Below are 17,856 nucleotides of genomic sequence, written 5' to 3'. Positions count from 1 at the left end.
TCGAAAGCAGAAAAGAAGACATGCACAGTTGGTGTCCGTGAACAAATTCAGTTGCTGACCTGACCGTTTTCTTTCTAAAACGAATGTTATGGATCATTTCCTTATCAAATGAATCAAATCTGTTTTCCCTTAAAGCATCAATTAGGCTCCTGACTTGTATATTGGCAGGTACCATTCGTTATTTATTCCCCTCTCGTTGTTTTTTAGAACATGCGTAAGGTTGGTCTACAAGAATCATCGCTCAGGAACTAGGGCGACATCATTCAAGTGTAGCGCATGAGTTGAAGCGCAACCAAATGTCCAATATGTATAAAGCTGATAGAGCACGACTGGCCTATGTGAACGCCGTAGTTGCACCTCTTCCTTCCATAAGCAGACTATGAATAGAATCGAGTCTATCAGCGAGAGACTCAAGGCAACTTGGTCACCTGATCAAATTTGCTTGCCATGAGAAGCTTGAAGACACGCATGGCATTCAAGTTTTAAGGAAATGCCTAGGCTGGAAAATCGCTTTCGAATCATTTATGAATGAACTGCCGCACCTCACTTGACAATCCGTCTTTTCTACAAACTATGTATTAAGAACATGGAAGCATTGGTCATTGGTACAGGCGGGCAATAAAATGATCGGTATTAGAAACCATGCAAATGGGAGCGGATGCTTAAATCATCGTGCAGCGATTCGTGGATAATTGAAAATATTTAAAAATATGTATTTGGAGTTTAGCCTTTTAAAGATACCATAATGCATAAAATAATTCAAAAAACTTAAAATCCTCCTTTCTTCCCCGTTATTTTCAATAGATCGTTACATCGAAATAATAAAAAAACTGAACAGTGACCCTTACACGGACACTAAAAAACACACTACGCTGTCAGAAGATGATTCCTATATTCATTAGGAGTCATCTTCTTTAATGTCCACTGATATCGTTCGGTATTGTGAAAGTAAATGCAGTGAAGGATATTTTCGTCTCCGATAAGTGCTTAACATTTGGATTTGCTTCTGAGTGTCCATCTCTCGGGTCACAGTTCTATCATCGATAACCCAAGTGAACATTTATGCGGAAATCCTATTTTACTTTAAGAGATTAGATGGATAGCCTCATTTGGAAATGAAAGCATAATGGTCGTCCCCCGCCCCAGTTCACTTTCGGCTAGCACCGTTCCTCCATGAGCTTCTGCCAATTGTTTTGCAATCGCCATTCCAAGTCCCGATCCACAAGAAGACTCATCTGTAGACGTACCGCGGTAGTAACGATTAAATAAATTTCCTAGTGTCTGTTTATCCATTCCTTTCCCATTATCCTCGAATACGAGTACAATTCGGCTACCTTCCATATGTAGTTTTATGCACAATGTCGTATCCTTCGAATTATGCAAAAATGCATTCACGCACACATTAGCTACCATGCGCCGAAAATAACGCGGATCCATCGAAAATAATACTTCTTGATGGGGATATAAATATTTGATACGTCCTGCGGAATATTCGGGCGGCATGATATGCACCAGTTCCTTTTGCAGCCAGTCTCTCAAATCCATGACTTCTAATTGCAACGGAAGACTGTTGCTCTGCAGTCTATATGTTAAATTCAATTCTTGAATAAGTTCGTCCATCACCTCCGCTTTTTGCCTCATAATATCCGCGTATTCGGCAACTTCCTGTTCACTCCAGTTGTACTGCGGCGCGTTCAAAAGATGCGCATAGCCAATGATAGACGCAAGCGGTGTCTTCATATCATGTGATACCCCCGCGAGCCATTCTTCACGAAGCACTTCATGCTTCCTTCGCTCCTCATCCGCCTCTTCCAGTCGAATTGCCATACGCCGCAAGCTGTCAATGACATCGCCATAGATGCGGTAGTTCCGCTTCATCTTTCCATTCTGCCGCTGTGATAACGGCATGCCCTTGAAATTAGAAGGTTCTTCATACTTGCCAAGCTCAATTCGCCTCATCCACAGCATAATATGCTGAAGCGGCCTTGCCAGCCGCGCGCTCTGCCACCATGCCATGCCGATAAAAACAACGATCATAAACATAATAACAGCCGCAGCAGCAATCCAAATCAATTGCATTGGGCTATCTACAATGAATCCAGCAACGTCAATCGATGAGCCAAATGTAGGAGGCCGATGCATCAGCCACGTTTCTTTCGTATCTGGCATGTAACGATAAGTAAGAATCCATCCATAACGTTCAGGGTAAACGCTTCGAAGACCGATGTCTGAAACTTCATACCGAGACGGCTCTTCTACAGGCTTCTGCCATGATTTGAGTTCACGCCCATCGGCATCTATTAGCTGTACCCATGCCTGTTGGTCGCTTAGTAATTGATCGGCCTCCTTGAAGGATTGCTCAGTCCCCTTCTCTCTAGCCGCCAACCAACGATCCAGCAGTTGATCCTGGGCAGAATCAGTACCAAACAATACCGTAAGCGTTGCATGCCCAATCTCTGTGACATATAAAGATAAATGATAAGGAAATGGAGAATTCTTTTCTACATAGGCCATTATTTCTCCTGAAGCATAATGAGTCGGCACATTTGAAGGAGCCGCATATGACTTGATGACATCTCCCTTCTCATTTACAATTTGCATCCATCCCCCGACCATATCCACTTTCCTCAGTATTTCTTCATCCAGAGATATTTTCCCATCTTCATCGACCGAAATCGACCTAGAAACCAATTCCCAGCCATGCCTCATGAAGTTGCGATTTAATTCCAATTCGGTTACGCGATCAGTTATCCAAATAAACGCAAACAATACCGCAGTTAACAATATTGCCCCAATAAAGACCCACTGCCAACCGTAATGCCATGCCAGCCTCTTTCCCGTCTTCATTGTTGATCTCCTCGTTCACAAAGATGCACTCCTTGTTCCAGTTCTTCCTTTTCGGGCGGAACAAGCTTATATCCGAGTCCACGGACAGTGATCAACAGGCGCGGGTTGCTCGGTTGCATCTCGATGCGCTCTCGGATTCGATGAACATGCACCATAACGGTATTATCATCGCTCAGGGAATCATGGCCCCATACCCGCTCATACAATTCCGATTTCGAAAAAATCCGGTTCGGGTGCTTGCAAAAGAACAGCAGCAATTGAAATACCATCGCGGGACAATCGACGACTTTACCCTTGACGCGAAGCTCACCGGCAGCCGCATCCAATTGAACATCACCATATCGATATACGTGATCTTCAGGCAATGCAGGCACAACTTTCTCTGTCTCCCCTTTTTTGGACATATAACGCCGCAATAAAGCCTTGGTTCGTGCCGCCAGCTCCAATGGATTGAACGGCTTTGCTACATAATCGTCCCCTCCGAGCGCAAACCCGGTCAACTTATCCAAATCCGTCGTCCTGGAGGTCACAAATATAATCGGGGCGTCACACTTCTGGCGGATAAACGGGGCGATTTCAAACCCGCTTTTCCCTGGGAGCATAACATCTAATATAATCAGGTCAACCGCTTCCTTCTCTATATGGCAGATGGCCTCTTCCCCCGTCGTGATACAAGTTATGTACTCCATACCTTCTTTATGTAACACGGCTCGAACCATTTTGCTAAGCGCATTCTCATCCTCAACGATGAGAATGCGCGCCTCATGCAAATCCATGTTATTCATCTCCATTCGCAGCGTAAATTATCTTCCGATCAATGCGTTCATTTTATCACATCTATTTGTCCCCCTTATCTCCACTTTCTTAACGGAACCTTAACTGTCCGTCCAAATGAAGTGGAAAATACTGAATAATTAAGGTTGGCATGAACTTCTGTTTCCATTCCGTTTAACTTCGTTTCCTACAATTAAAGCAGGTAAGTTCATCGCAATCTAAAACATCAATTTATGCTAATGGGAAAGGAAGATTAGAAATGAAACAATCAAAAGGCAGGATAGTTTTTCTGACCGCATGTTTAGCAATCAGCATGACATACCCATTTACTGTCGAAGCTGAGTATAAAGAAGGGATAAGAACGGAACATATGACGAAAACTGCCGGAACTATTGTATCTGACCAATCGTATTCCAAAAATCAACTGACGTCTGAGTTAATCGAACAATGGATCCAAAAGCCGGATGGCTCGCATATGTACCGTTATTTTTCCAAGGAGCTTATGGAAAAAGTCCCTGAAGGCTACCTCCCGAAGCTGCTTCAAGCGCTATGGAAAAAGGGAGAGAAGCCGACGCTTATCGCCCGCAAAAGCTTAGGCGGCATTGAATCATATGTGTGGACGGATTCGACCGGACTGCGTGGCATTCAAACCGGAATTGCGAATAACGAAATCGTGTCGCTGCAGATGTACCCTCTTCTCCAATGGGAATCCGATCATCACCCGACAAAGCAGGCGTATAAGCCCCCGTTTACAGGTGAGTGGCTGGTATTCTGGGGTGGTAATAATGAATTCGTGAATTATCACTACGCTTCTCTTGGGGAACGTTACGCCTATGACCTCGTCATTGCGCGCGGTGGGTTGAGCTATGAGGGAGATCCGTCCAAGAACGAAAGCTACTACGCATTCGGTCAGCCAGTAGTAGCACCACGGGATGGCACCGTCGTTCGAGTAGAGAATAATATTGTAGACAATGATCCCGTTGGCGTACCAAACGAGAAAGATATGGCGGGGAATTATGTGGTCATTGATCATGGCAACGGGGAATACAGCATGCTTGCTCATTTCAAGAAAGGCAGCGTTGTTGTCAAAAAAGGCGACGTTGTCAAGCAAGGCCAACTGTTAGGAGAGTGCGGCAATTCAGGCAATTCAAGTGAACCTCACATTCATTTCCAAGTATCGGATACACCACAGTTTGAGGAAGGCATGTCTATCCGAATTCGTTTTGAGGGCGGGATTGACCCTGTATACGGCCAGACGATTACAGGTCAAAGCGCAGTCGCAACGAAGTAAGTAGCTGCGAATGCTCTCTTATCGCTTTATCATGTAACTTCTATGAAATGAGATCTCGTATCTTCTTAGAATGAACGACGAATAGGAACGTCAGAGAACAAGCGAAAAGATCGAGTGCAGTCACACGAAGGAGGCCAAAACTCGATCTTTTTCGTTATTGTCATGACGTTATTCTAGTTGCATGACCGCGTCATACTTGTGGATGACTTAATGCGTATACGCGTTCACATTATCTGTATCGACTGCCTCATGCAATGCCGCATTCAGCCCACTTGCAATAATGTTCGCCATATCCTCCATGAACTCGTCAACTTCCTTCGGCGTTACGACTAAATCATGACCGAGCGGCTCAAGCACTTCCTTAACCAGCATTAATCGTTCCTGCTCGCTAATATCATCCAGCATGCCAAGGATGTCCCTTGTATGGTTCGTTTCCTGCTTAAAATGCTCTTTCATATAATCAATTGCATTGTTGACAATTGTTGAGGCATAGCAGACCGTCGGCACCCCGATTGCAATGCATGGAATCCCGAGAATGTCCTTCGTCAATCCTCGGCGCTTATTGCCTACACCAGAGCCTGGGTGAATGCCAATATCTGCAATCTGAATCGTCGTATTCACCCGTTCTAGCGCCTTGGATGCCAGGGCATCGATTGCAATGATCACATCTGGCTTCGTCCGCTCCACAATCCCTTGCACGATTTCGCTCGACTCGATCCCAGTTACCCCGAGTACACCAGGTGCAACCGCACTGACTTCTCGGTATCCAGGACTCACTTGATCCGGCATAATTTCGAAGTAATGGCGAGTAACGAGTACGTTTTCTACGACTAGAGGCCCTAGAGCGTCCGGTGTTACATTCCAATTCCCGAGTCCAACGATGAGCGCCTTGGAGTCTTTATTCAACCCGACTTCACCCAAGAAACCTTCGAACAGCTGAGCGAACTTGGTTGTTACGCGATCCTGGAGCTGGCTGTCCTTACGCCGCAAACCGGGTACTTCAATCGTAATATACCGTCCTGGCAGGCGACCAATTGCACGGGAGCCCTCTTCGGTCTGGACATGTATCTTTGTCACCTTAATTCCACGTACATCCTCCACTTCTTCGGATACACCAGGTATCGGGATCGTACTGTCCGGCTGGGCAATTTCTCTTGATTCGAGTGCTAAATCGGTTCGAACTGAATACGAATTCAAATCTACTGTCATGGTAAACTCCTCCCATATCGCACATCATTTCCTAACCTGTATTTTGCTCATAGAGACGTTTCTTATGCGAATGATAAAGCGTACCGAGCAGAACGGTGACAGACCGTTGAACATCCCCGTCCATTTCAAGGCTAATCCCAATACCAACGTGGCAAATGTATTGCTTTTTGAATTGTAGCGTGATAGAATACTTTAAGTTGTGAATCTATTTTTCTTATGAACGAGGGAATTGGATTCTGTTGTCGCACTACGATGCAACGGAGGTGAAAGCAATGCCAAACATTAAATCCGCTGTTAAACGCGTTAAAACAAACGACAAGCGCCGTCTGTTGAACGCTTCTCAAAAATCTGCACTTCGCACAGCTGTTAAAGCAGCTGACACTGCTTTGGCGAACAACGAAGCAGAAACAGCTAAAGCTGCTGTCGCTTTGGCTTCCAAGAAATTGGATAAAGCTGTGACAAAAGGCTTGGTACACAAAAACGCGGCTTCCCGCAAAAAGTCTCGCTTGGCAACGAAATTGAACGCTCTGCTTGCGCAAGCGTAAGCCCGAGCCTTTTCATACTTAGCTAGAAGCGAAGAAACCAGAAGATGAACGCCTAGGCGTTCATCTTCTGGTTTCTTTTTGTATTCTTGTTATTCCTTTCGACATCCGCATAATAAACAGCTCTAAGCCCAATGTTTTTTCCACTTGACCTGATTTCATTTCATAATCAAGCTCTGCCGCCTCTGCAATCCACTTTGTCAGCATATTGCTATCATAGTCACGCGCTTGCTCATAAGCCATTTTGACCGCATACGGATGCATTCCGAGCTGAGAAGCTGCCTGCTGCTGACTGAAGCTGCGGCTCGTCAATTCCTTCACCTGTACCATAATCCGCAACTGACGCACGATAAGCGCCATAATTTTAATGGGCTCTTCCTTCTGCTTCAACAATTCATGCAGCGTATCGAGCGCACGATCCGCCCGCCGCTTAATAATGTCCTCGACGAGTTGAAATACATTCTGCTCCGTATTTTTAGCAATTAAAGAGTGGACCGTATCTACGACTACTGTTCTGCCTGTCCCAGTGAACAAGCAGCACTTTTCAATTTCGGCCGACAGGGTTTGCAAATTCGTTCCAGCATTGTTCAGAACGGTTCGTACGGCCTCATCCTCTATGGCGCATCCGTGCTTCTCCGCTTCCTTGCGAACCCATAAAATCAGCTCATCTGCACTAAGCGGCAAGAAAGGCAGCACCGCCCCTGCGGTCTTTGCTTTCTTGACCGTTTTCTTTCGCTCATCCAGCTTGTCCGCTTGGACAAGGAATACTACAATGCTCGTATCCATCGGATTATCCATATACTCCAGCAAGCGTTCGGTCTGATGCTCAATCTTGCCATCCTTGCCTGATGCGAACACCGTCTGATCCTTGACAAGAATGATTTTGCGCTGAACTAGGAACGGCATCGTCTCCGCCTCTGCTACGACTGCCTCCACTGGAAATTCAGAAGTATCCATCTTCATAATGGCTAATTCACGATTTTCTTCATCCACGGTATGCTCTATTAAAAATTGAACGAATTCCTGAATTCGATATTTTTCCGTACCGTACAGAATATAGATAGGGCGCGGGAAGCCGCGCTTAATTTCCTTGACGGCTGCTTTAATATCCACCATGTTGCTACCCTCCCCTCACGATATAACGAACCTCATCATAGCAGACTTTGCTGCAAAAACAAAGGGACTTGCACAACATCTCTGTTGCGCGAGTCCCTTTGTCCCCTAACATCTATAATAAACATTTGCCACGAAGCTCTAGAAACTTCGCACAAATGGTCATTCGACGTACGGGAAAGCTTTGCTGTCATCCTGATATTATAATATACGCAAGGCCTTACTAATGTGTGCATCAACGCCCTGCATGTCTGCCCTTTTTATTACTGCTGCTGAACGGAACCCTCGATCACTTCTCGCTCTTCCTGATTTTCAGTATCCTTAACCAGTTCGAGCGATTCGTTCTTCAGCTCATATTGCTGCTTAACTGACTTTCCATCTTCCGCTGCGGTCACAATCGTCAGCTTCGAGCTATCAGCAGACCATAAAAGCTCTGTTGGCTTATCTGCCAGTGCAATTGTCTGCAGCTTGGTACGTTCCTGTCCAGTTAACTTATACAACAGTAACTGCCCATTGTCCCAAGTCGCCATAAGGCTGCCGTTCGGTGCCGTTGCTTCAGCCGTGGACGTAATCGAAGGAGGACCAACTAAGCTGTTGACCTGCTTCTCCTCAGTTGAACCATTATCATTTTGAACCTGATTTGTATCTTCTTTCGGCGGATCTTCTGCCGGAGTCTGTTTTGTATCTTTTTGCAACTGATCTTTCTTAGCATCTTCCTTCTTGCCCTCTTGTTTAGCTGGAACCTTGCCCTTATCCAGATCCGTTTTCGGCTGTCCGCCTTTTACAGGGGGTTGATCTGTTGAGGCTATCTCTCGCTCCTTTTGCCGACGAGATGACTTACCTTTAGAATCTGCCTCTGTCTTCGAACTTTCCCGAGCCGCGGAGCCTGCCTTATATTCCTGAACACCTTGTTCTGACGCCTTAAGATCCTTATTTTCCGTTCCATCCGGCGCTTTATAGGCAGAAGAGTCAGGCTGATTGTTCTGTGGATCGTTATTCGCTGGCTTCTCCTTCACCGGCGAACTAGAGTCCGATTTGGTTTCTTGAGGGCCATGTGATTCATCCATCGCTTCTGATTGCATCAATTGCTCTTTTCCCAGCTCGCCAAAGTCCCCAGCCTGTTCGACTGTAGGCGGCTTGAAATTCACAATAAACAGTCCTAGCACAAGCCCCGCTGCTACGACAGCGCTTGTTGCACGCCAACGGATTCGTTCGAACCACCGCTGAGCAGCCTGAGGCTGTGAACGATCCTTATCGATACGTTCCTTTTCGGACTTACCGTTCGTTACTGGGCTCACTGCCTTCATCTCATGCGGATAAGGTTCTACATTTGATTCGACCGCAGCCAACTGTTCGTCTCGATCTATGAAATCAAGCGTAGGCATAATTGCATCTACTAGGCTGAATTTAGGCTCGACCTTAGGCAGCTGAACTAATTCCATATGGAGCCGTTCCAATCGCTCAGCCATTTCACTACAGGCGGGGCAATGGTTAATATGCTCAGTCAGAAGGCGCTGTTCCGTATCGTTTATGTCTCCATCCAATCTCCGCTGCATAAGTTCCATCACCTCTGAACAGTTCATCCTCGCACACCACCTTTCTCGTAATCTTGCAGCATTGTCTGCAGCTGTTGTCTGGCGCGGAATAGATATGATTTCACCGTATTGAGAGGCAAGTTCAAACTTTCAGCAATTTCGTTATACGAGAAGTCTTGCAGGTAGCGAAGCACAACGACAGCACGATGATGCTCCGGCAGTTGCTCAATCGCCTCTCGTATATCCTGCGCTGCATGGGAAGATAGAACCTCACGCTCCACGCTTTCATTCCCAAGGAATGTGAGGTTATGCTCCTCAATTGATACAGTTGGCTTCGTACGACGGAATTTGTCAATGCAAATATTCGTTACGATGCGCTGTACCCAAGTTTTGAACTGTGCTTTCTCCTCATACGATTGAATTTTAGTATATATCCGGATTAAGGCCTCTTGGGACGCGTCCAGTGCATCCTGCTCATTATTCAGTATGTAATAAGCAGTTCGATACACATATTGTTCGATTTCCCGCAAAAGAGTGATAAGCGCGTCTCTATCGCCAGACTGAGCGGATCGAATGAGTCCTGGCTCTACCACCTTGATCCCCCTCTCTTGCATATCCATTGACGTGAGAACGTCTGAAATGGTTGCAGATGATCGTTACCAATTTGTAGAATAATCTTGATACGTGAATTTTTTTCAATAATCCAACATTAGCATAGCAAACAACACCTTGAAAAGGATATTACAATGTAATGAAACTTAAAAAATAGAAGAAAGCTACAGGAAAGAAGAAAAAGCACGCCTTATATGACGTGCTTCCCGCGCCAATCTATAAATGTATCCTATCACGCTTCGCTCTAACCTTCAAACCACCTGATGTCAGCTTGAATTGAATTTCCCCCTCTATGTCTGTACGCTTCGCTGGGATCCTCGCATCACGCAGCGTATCTAACACCTTCGGATGTGGATGACCATATCGATTATTTCGCCCCGCTGAAATAATTCCGATTTTGGGGTGCCATTGCTCTATCCATTCTGGGGTAGTAGAGGTTTTGCTGCCATGATGCGCTACCTTCAATACATCAATAACCCTCGGCGACCTCTCTGCAACATATTGCAGCATTTGTCTCTCTCCATCGGCCTCCAAATCACCTGTCAGCATGAATACCGCATGTTCACCACTGGTTGGGTGTGTAAGTGTTACCTGTACGACAAGGGACGCCTCATTCTGATTGTTCTCCAATTGGAGAGAAGAATCAGAATTTGATGATGGGTACGGATACAAAACCTCTAACGTACTCCACTGATCCAACTTCCAGCGCTGTCCCGCTTCCCATTTACGGATTGGAATCCCTTTATCTATAGCTGTACCATATAAATTGTTCATAAAAACAGAAGACTTCCATGTCCCATTCATAATGAACTGCTTCACGGGAATATGCTTCAACACGGCCTGCAAGCCGCCGGCATGATCTTGATCAGCATGGGTAAGCAGAACGACATCCAACTCCCTGATTCCTCGCTGCTTCAATAAGGGGACAACAACCTTTTCCCCTACCTCGAATGGTACCCTTCGTTCTCGCCAATGGTCATTCGGTTTGCGGAAATTCACAGTCCCTCCTCCATCAATCAGCATATGCTTGCCTGTCGCAGTCGAAATCAGAACACTGTCACCCTGACCAACATCAATGAAGCTTACCGTTGCATCATCAGGACGGCTCCAAGTATATCCCTGCACCACCACGAATCCAAAAATGAAAACAGCCCCAAATGCTCTGATCCCCTGATATCGTCCCCCTCTAATCGGAAGCTCGATGAAATCAAGCGGCTGTGTTTCATCCCCATGATGAACTGCCGCATTCTTGCCTCTCTTGTAAATCTGTCTAGTTGCCGACCAGCGGCGTACAGATTCAAGTGCTATGGCGAATATCACATAGTAAAGAACAATCCACCACAATGGAGGCGTTGGCCATATAATCGTAGCTCCTTCGATTTGCGCCAGCCAGTGAACCAAGCGGAACGTGAACTCATTCAAGTGTTCAACGAGCCATGCAATCGGTTTCGCTAAGGGCTCATATACGGAACCGATAAGTAAGGATATGGAACCTAAAGGTAGTACAATAAGACTAATACAGGGCACGATCACAAAATTAGCTAGAAATGATAACAGTGAAAACTGATTAAAATAATATACCGTTAGAGGCAGTGATACAGACTGTGCGACTAACGTCACAGAGATTGCACTGGATATCGTTCTTGGAAGTGAGCCTAACATGTTCATCACTTGAGGAACAAATACTATCAATCCGGCCGTAACCACAAAAGATAATTGAAATCCGACCTGAAGCACATAGCGGGGATCCCATAACGCCATAAGAAGGAAGGCTGCCGCCAATAGATGAAGACCATCCTTCAGCCAGCCCCTTTTTGCTCCGTACAGTGCAAGAAGCGCCATCATACCTGCCCGTATGACAGACGCAGAGGCTCCGGTCATCAATACATATATTGGGATGAATCCCATCGTGATCGATATGCTCGTTTCCTTGGTGATTCGCAGTAAGCGTAAGAGCGATAATAACGCTCCGATGAGTACACCTACATGCAGTCCGGATATGGCGAGCACATGGGTCAGTCCCAACTGCGAAAACTGTTGATAAATATCCGGATCCATATCTTCCCGCGTCCCTAGCACAAGCCCCTGCATATAGCCGCTATGCGGTTGTACGTAGATGTGCTGCAGTATATTTGCCAAACGTTCCCTGCCTTGATCAACATAGGCGAGCATCCGATTCCATAGGACTATTGGTTCATAGATAGAGATCGTTCCAAGTGAAACATGCAGTTGCATGTGCTGCAAGCCAGACACCTTCAAGATTGAATGGATATGCAATGTACGCAAATAGTCTCGATAACTAAAACCACCAAAATTCCCAGCGTCACCGGGGACATCCAGCTTGCCTTGTATACGTACCAGTTGCCCACGTTTCCAATCATTCACTAGCTTCAACTCCTGCTTGCTCAAGAGTTTAACTTGAACAAGCAGCATTTCCCGAACACGATCCATACGAGACTCTTCAGGTGTCCTCCAGCCTGTTGCTGCAAGTTGGAACTGCATCCGGTCTCCATCGATCTCTGGATGGGAAAAAATGATTCCTTCCCACTCACCGTTCAATTCCTGTTCCTGATCGACAAGGGAAAGGGATTCCCATTCTGACCATACACTGTCGCCAGCCTTGACGATCCATTGATAATAAAGCACAGCAAACATTAATAGCAGCGCATAGACGATCGCCTGCATGCGGCTGCATTTGCTCCCAATTACACAGATGGGCAGCAGCAGTGTCAATCCGAATGCCGCTACCCAAGCCTCTCCATTAGACAGCACTGCGCTCAGATGAAATCCTGCTGCAATGATACATGCAGCAGCGACTAACGGCCGACGTGCCAGCATATGAACTCCTTCCTGCTGCGAATACGCAAAAAAACCTCTGTACTCGCAAGTTCACTCGTTCGCATTCCATATGCGCAACAAAGTACTTGATTTGAGTACAGAGGTTCTTCCTCTTCCGTATTCAACATTTTCAATTATTCGCGAACCTCATCCATAACTGATTCAGCTGGCGGATGATAATGCTGCAGCTGGCGGAACACAATTCCTTTGTGCTCCATCATCGCTGCCACCTTATCACTGTCCTTCTTATAAGGGCGATGATATACGATCTCCACAACGCCACTGTTCGCAAGCATATTTGCACATGTCCAGCATGGCTGATCCGTCACATATACCGTAGAACCTTCCCGATCATTCCGATCTGTGAACAGGAGCAAATTTTGTTCGGCGTGGATCGTACGTATGCAGCGCTGCTTCTTGACCATCTGCTCCGAACCGTCTACGATAACCTTCTCATACTGTTCTGCGATCATGCAGCCAGCCTCACTGCAGTCAGGAACCCCCATCGGAGCGCCGTTATAAGCAGTACCCAACAGCTTCTTACCCTGTACAAGCAACGCGCCAACATGCCTTCTAGGGCATCGTGAGCGTGTAGACACCATATAGGCAATATCCATAAAATATGTATCCCAGTCTTTGCGCATAGTCGTTGTCATAACTCCAGTCCCCATTCTTCTGCCTTTGTCTATGATGTGTATATTATCCTTATTGTAAGCAGGGTTGTGCATTCGTGCAACAAAAGACGTCACATTCTACACATTGCCTTCTTTACTCAATACGGACTTTATCCCGGATTTTAGCCATTAGCTTTTTTCCGATTCCCTTCACCTTCATCAAATCGTCAATTCGACGGAAGGCGCCCTTCTTGTCACGATATTCAACAATTGCCTTCGCTTTACTTGGACCAATACCTGGAAGCGTCATTAACGCTGAGATATCAGCCGTATTAATGTTAATTAGCTGGGATGGAGTTTCTTTTCCTCCTGAAACATTTGCTTGCTCCTTAATATCTTTTTTGATCTGTTGTTCATCAGCTGCCACTAAAGGAGGGGAAGTTGCAGAAGTTGCAGAAGTTGCAGAAGTTTCTGAGCTTCCAGAGTTGTCCGGCTGCCCAGTATCAATACCGCTGTTCTTCTTCACGTCAGCTTGTATAGCAGGTTGCTGCTTATATCCCCAATCTTCCCCTTTACCCCCTTTCAATGGCATAGTATTGTCATTCAGCAGAGCTGGCTTTCCATCAGCGGCAATCAAAGACTCAATTTCTTCATTCAGATCTGTCCATGTGCCTGCATCCAATACTGCTTGCGGCTTCACCCATACCCACATGCAAATCGCAACACCAATCACGGCCAAGCCCATAGCTAGCAGCCAGCGCATTGGCAGTGCTTTAGCTTCCCTATTTCCTTGCTTCATGTCCCCACACCCTTCGTCAGCGAATGACGGCATAATGGTCAACCATGTCATCATATGGATCAATAAGCTTGATAATTTTGCGTTCGTAGAAATTGAATACGAAGAGAACATAATCACGACGTGTGCAGAATAGGCAGAGGCAAAGGGAGGGAACGTACTTGAAAGTCGGATTTATTGGTACGGGAAGCATGGGGTCTACGATAATTGAGGCACTACTTCAATCTGGAGCATTAGAATCATCTCAACTTATCGCAAGCAATCGTTCAAAACATAAAATTCAGCAACTTGCTGCACAATACCCCGGATTTCAACTGGCCAGCAGCAATGTAGAAACTGTACAGGAAAGCGATATTGTCTTTATATGCGTAAAGCCTTTGGAGTTTAAAACGGTTCTGGATGAAATAGCGCCATTTGTCAGACCTGAACTTATCGCTGTATCGATAACAAGCCCTGTATTGATCAGCCATTTAGAACAGCAGCTGACTTGTAAAATAGCGAAAATTATCCCGAGTATCACGAATTATGTATGGAGCGGAGCATCCTTATGTATGTATGGCAGCAGAATCCTTACAGAAGACAGGCTGCTATTGGAACAACTGATGATGTCAATTAGCCGACCTGTTCAGGTTCCCGAGCAGTTCACCCGCATCACTTCGGATATATCAAGCTGCGGCCCTGCATTCATTGCCTTCTTTGTCCAAAAGTGGGTAGACGCTGCTGTTGAAGTAACAGGAATCGAAAGAAAAGACGCCGAACGTCTAGCTAGCGAAATGCTGCTTGGAACTGGCAAGCTGCTTACCGAGGGCGGTTTCACCCTTGAGCATCTGAAACAGCGGGTAGCCGTCCCCGGCGGCATAACCGCCGAGGCGCTCCGACTGTTGGATGATGAGCTCGAAGGAGTATTCCAGCAGCTCATTCAAGTCACCCATGCCAAATACGAGGAGGACCTGCATAAGGTCGAATTCCAGTTATTCGGCGAAGAACTTAACCGACCACAATGTTGACGAGTCGACCTTTGACCGCGATGACTTTGCGAACCGTCTTGCCAGCAATGGCTTCCTGAACGTTCGCAAGGGACATCGCTTTTTGCTGCATCGCCTCTTCGTCAGCATCAGCCGCTACATTTGAACGGCATACAATCTTACCATTCACTTGGATTACAATCTCAACTTCTGCGTCAACGGTAAGAGCTTCCTCATAAGTCGGCCATGCAACATACGTAATCGACTCTTGATGGCCAAGACGCTGCCACAATTCCTCTGCAATATGAGGCGCAAGCGGCGACAGCAATTGAACGAAGTTCTCCATCGCTTGGCGCGGAAGAACATCTGTCTTGTAAGCTTCATTGATGAAAATCATCAATTGGCTGATTGCCGTATTGAAGCGGAAGCCTTCAATGTCTTCCTTTACCTTCTTAATCGTCTTGTGCCATGTACGGATGAAGGCTTGGTCTGCGCCATCCGTTCCGTCAACGATTTTGCTGTTCAGTGCTCCTGTTTCCTCGTTAATGAACAGGCGCCAGATGCGGTTCAAGAAGCGGAAGCTGCCTTCTACCCCGTTCGTATTCCAAGGCTTTGTTGCCTCCAATGGACCCATGAACATTTCATAGATGCGAAGTGTATCGCCGCCGAACTCGTTCACAATATCATCTGGATTGATTACATTGCCGCGAGACTTGGACATCTTCTCACCATTCGTACCAAGGATCATCCCTTGGTTAACGAGCTTCTGGAATGGCTCCTTCGTATCTACAACGCCGAGGTCGAACAATACCTTATGCCAGAAGCGTGCATACAGCAAGTGAAGAACCGCGTGCTCTACGCCTCCAATGTACAGGTCGACCGGAAGCCATTTCTTTTGCTTCTCTTTAGAGCAGATTTCATCGTTATTGTGCGGATCGATGTAGCGCAGGTAGTACCAGCTGCTTCCCGCCCATTGCGGCATTGTGTTCGTTTCACGACGAGCCTTCATGCCTGTCTCTGGATCAACTGTGTTCACCCATTCGTCTACATTCGCAAGCGGAGATTCTCCAGTACCCGATGGACGAATCTGGTCTACATCCGGCAGGGTAAGTGGAAGCTCGGATTCTGGCACAGGCTTCATCGTACCGTCTTCAAGATGCAAAATCGGAATCGGCTCTCCCCAATAACGTTGACGGCTGAACAGCCAGTCACGCAGGCGGTACGTCACTTTGCCCTCGCCTTTGCCTTCTGCTTCAAGCCACTCAATCATGCGCGCCATTGCAGTTGCATTATCCATTCCATTCAGGAATTCCGAATTTACATGCTCTCCGTCTCCGGAATATGCTTCTTCCTGTACATTGCCGCCATTAATCACTTCAATAATTGGCAGGTCGAACTGCTTGGCAAATTCCCAGTCGCGCTGATCATGACCTGGGACAGCCATAATTGCCCCTGTACCGTATCCAGCAAGTACATAATCCGCAATCCAGATTGGAAGCTTCGTCCCATTCGCCGGGTTCACTGCATAGCTGCCTGTGAATACACCCGTTTTGTCCTTCGCCAAATCTGTACGCTCCAGATCACTCTTACGTGCTGCTTGCTCTTGGTATGCCTTCACGGCAGCCTGCTGTTCAGCAGTTGTAATGCGATCAACAAGCTCATGCTCCGGCGCGACAACACAGTAAGTTGCACCGAACAGCGTATCTGGACGAGTCGTGAATACAACCAATTCCTCATCGTGACCATCGATTGCAAAGCGAACTTCAGCACCCTTGGACTTGCCAATCCAGTTGCGCTGCATGTCTTTCAAGCTTTCCGGCCAATCAAGATCATCCAAATCTTGCAGCAGGCGCTCTGCGTACTCGGTAATCTTCAATACCCACTGGCGCATTGGCTTTCGTATAACTGGATGGTTACCGCGCTCCGAGCGGCCATCGATAACTTCCTCGTTGGCAAGAACCGTGCCAAGTGCTGGACACCAGTTAACCGGTACCTCAGCTACATATGCCAGGCCTCTCTTGTACAACTGGATGAAAATCCACTGTGTCCACTTGTAATATTCCGGATCAGTCGTGCTGAACTCACGATCCCAGTCATATGAAAAGCCGAGAGACTTAATCTGACGACGGAAGTTGTCAATATTCTTCACCGTAAATTCACGCGGATGCTGTCCTGTATCAATGGCATACTGCTCAGCTGGAAGGCCGAATGCATCCCATGCCATTGGATGAAGGACGTTATATCCCTGCATACGCTTGTAACGGGACATGATGTCGGTTGCCGTATAACCTTCCGGATGCCCTACATGAAGACCCGCTCCAGATGGATAAGGGAACATATCCAACGCATAGAAATTCGGCTTGCTTTCGTCTTCTGTCGTTGCGAATGTCTTATGTTCATCCCAATAGGATTGCCATTTCGGCTCAATCTGCTGTGGCGCGTAGCCATGCGGCTGCTTCACTTCTTGACTCATAATTAATCCTCCTACGATGCCTTAACGGCTGCTCGCGCATGTCCGTCCTGCTTGCGGCAATGAATAAATGTGATTAAAAAAGCCTCTCATCCTTAGCGAATATCGCTAGGGACGAGAGGCATTATTCCCGTGGTACCACCCTAGTTAGCGGACAGCATGCTTTGCTATCCACTCCCTTTACACCATTAACGCTGGTGAAACGTCGCAGCTTAACGTTCCCGATTCTGCTGCGCGACTCTGAGGTGAG

13 protein-coding genes, 2 pseudogenes and 1 other annotated feature (1 of these 16 running past the window's edge) are annotated in these 17,856 nt (G+C 46.6%); of the genes and pseudogenes, 4 read left to right on the top strand and 11 right to left on the bottom strand.

Features of this window, described 5'->3' with window-relative positions:
* Nucleotides 1-230: 230 nt before the first annotated feature.
* Nucleotides 231-383 (top strand): annotated as a pseudogene (locus PAV_RS37645) (IS30 family transposase); the annotation flags it as partial.
* 484 nt (nucleotides 384-867) lie between these two features.
* Here PAV_RS37645 and PAV_RS33480 read toward each other — a convergent pair.
* The 3 genes and pseudogenes from PAV_RS33480 to PAV_RS15670 all read right to left on the bottom strand — a co-directional run.
* A pseudogene (locus tag PAV_RS33480) lies at nucleotides 868-972 on the bottom strand (IS3 family transposase); the annotation flags it as partial.
* Nucleotides 973-1,083: 111 nt separating this feature from the next.
* Nucleotides 1,084-2,847, bottom strand: a complete 1,764-nt coding sequence (locus PAV_RS15675; protein ID WP_005547854.1) for a HAMP domain-containing sensor histidine kinase — start codon at nucleotides 2,845-2,847, stop codon at nucleotides 1,084-1,086.
* The gene (locus tag PAV_RS15670; protein ID WP_005547852.1) at nucleotides 2,844-3,623 is read right to left on the bottom strand and encodes a response regulator transcription factor; all 780 of its coding nucleotides are present in this window, start codon (nucleotides 3,621-3,623) and stop codon (nucleotides 2,844-2,846) included. Before PAV_RS15670 ends, PAV_RS15675 begins: the two co-directional genes overlap by 4 nt.
* Before the next feature lie 257 nt (nucleotides 3,624-3,880).
* Here PAV_RS15670 and PAV_RS15665 point away from each other — a divergent pair, with 257 nt between their 5' ends.
* Complete coding sequence (locus tag PAV_RS15665; RefSeq protein ID WP_005547851.1) at nucleotides 3,881-4,912, top strand: M23 family metallopeptidase; 1,032 nt, start codon at nucleotides 3,881-3,883, stop codon at nucleotides 4,910-4,912.
* Between the two features lie 207 nt (nucleotides 4,913-5,119).
* Here PAV_RS15665 and gpr read toward each other — a convergent pair whose 3' ends face one another.
* Nucleotides 5,120-6,121 (bottom strand): GPR endopeptidase, encoded by a 1,002-nt coding sequence (gene gpr / locus PAV_RS15660; RefSeq protein ID WP_005547849.1) that lies wholly within the window; start codon nucleotides 6,119-6,121, stop codon nucleotides 5,120-5,122.
* 272 nt (nucleotides 6,122-6,393) lie between these two features.
* On the opposite strand from gpr, the gene rpsT reads away from it, so the two are divergent.
* Nucleotides 6,394-6,666, top strand: a complete 273-nt coding sequence (rpsT, locus tag PAV_RS15655) for a 30S ribosomal protein S20 (RefSeq protein WP_005547847.1) — start codon at nucleotides 6,394-6,396, stop codon at nucleotides 6,664-6,666.
* A 60-nt stretch (nucleotides 6,667-6,726) separates the two neighbouring features.
* Here the strand turns inward: rpsT and holA are convergent, their stop codons facing one another.
* From holA to PAV_RS32420, 6 genes are all read right to left on the bottom strand, one after another.
* Complete coding sequence (holA, locus tag PAV_RS15650; protein ID WP_040736074.1) at nucleotides 6,727-7,776, bottom strand: DNA polymerase III subunit delta; 1,050 nt, start codon at nucleotides 7,774-7,776, stop codon at nucleotides 6,727-6,729.
* Between the two features lie 263 nt (nucleotides 7,777-8,039).
* Nucleotides 8,040-9,359 (bottom strand): anti-sigma factor family protein, encoded by a 1,320-nt coding sequence (locus PAV_RS15645; RefSeq protein ID WP_005547844.1) that lies wholly within the window; start codon nucleotides 9,357-9,359, stop codon nucleotides 8,040-8,042.
* Complete coding sequence (locus PAV_RS15640; protein WP_005547843.1) at nucleotides 9,356-9,904, bottom strand: RNA polymerase sigma factor; 549 nt, start codon at nucleotides 9,902-9,904, stop codon at nucleotides 9,356-9,358. The genes PAV_RS15645 and PAV_RS15640 overlap by 4 nt, the downstream gene beginning before the upstream one ends.
* 235 nt (nucleotides 9,905-10,139) lie before the next feature.
* Nucleotides 10,140-12,761, bottom strand: coding sequence for a ComEC/Rec2 family competence protein (locus PAV_RS15635; protein ID WP_005547842.1), 2,622 nt, complete (start codon nucleotides 12,759-12,761; stop codon nucleotides 10,140-10,142).
* A gap of 134 nt (nucleotides 12,762-12,895) precedes the next feature.
* Nucleotides 12,896-13,417, bottom strand: coding sequence for a deoxycytidylate deaminase (locus PAV_RS15630; protein ID WP_040735997.1), 522 nt, complete (start codon nucleotides 13,415-13,417; stop codon nucleotides 12,896-12,898).
* Between the two features lie 112 nt (nucleotides 13,418-13,529).
* On the bottom strand, nucleotides 13,530-14,174 hold the full coding sequence (locus tag PAV_RS32420) for a ComEA family DNA-binding protein (protein WP_005547840.1): 645 nt from the start codon (nucleotides 14,172-14,174) through the stop codon (nucleotides 13,530-13,532).
* Between the two features lie 158 nt (nucleotides 14,175-14,332).
* On the opposite strand from PAV_RS32420, the gene comER reads away from it, so the two are divergent.
* Nucleotides 14,333-15,178 carry a late competence protein ComER gene (gene comER / locus PAV_RS15620; protein ID WP_005547839.1) on the top strand — a complete coding sequence of 282 codons (846 nt, stop codon included), beginning with the start codon at nucleotides 14,333-14,335 and terminating at the stop codon, nucleotides 15,176-15,178.
* On the opposite strand, the gene leuS is transcribed toward comER, so the two are convergent.
* Complete coding sequence (gene leuS, locus PAV_RS15615; RefSeq protein WP_005547838.1) at nucleotides 15,159-17,609, bottom strand: leucine--tRNA ligase; 2,451 nt, start codon at nucleotides 17,607-17,609, stop codon at nucleotides 15,159-15,161. The genes comER and leuS overlap by 20 nt on opposite strands.
* Before the next feature lie 104 nt (nucleotides 17,610-17,713).
* Nucleotides 17,714-17,856: a binding site (T-box leader), on the bottom strand; it runs 87 nt beyond the window's last position.

The organism is Paenibacillus alvei DSM 29 (assembly GCF_000293805.1).
GTDB classification, from domain to species: Bacteria; Bacillota; Bacilli; order Paenibacillales; family Paenibacillaceae; genus Paenibacillus_B; species Paenibacillus_B alvei.
The sequence above is the reverse complement of the archived record's forward strand: the minus strand, read 5'-3'. Positions and strand labels throughout refer to the sequence as shown.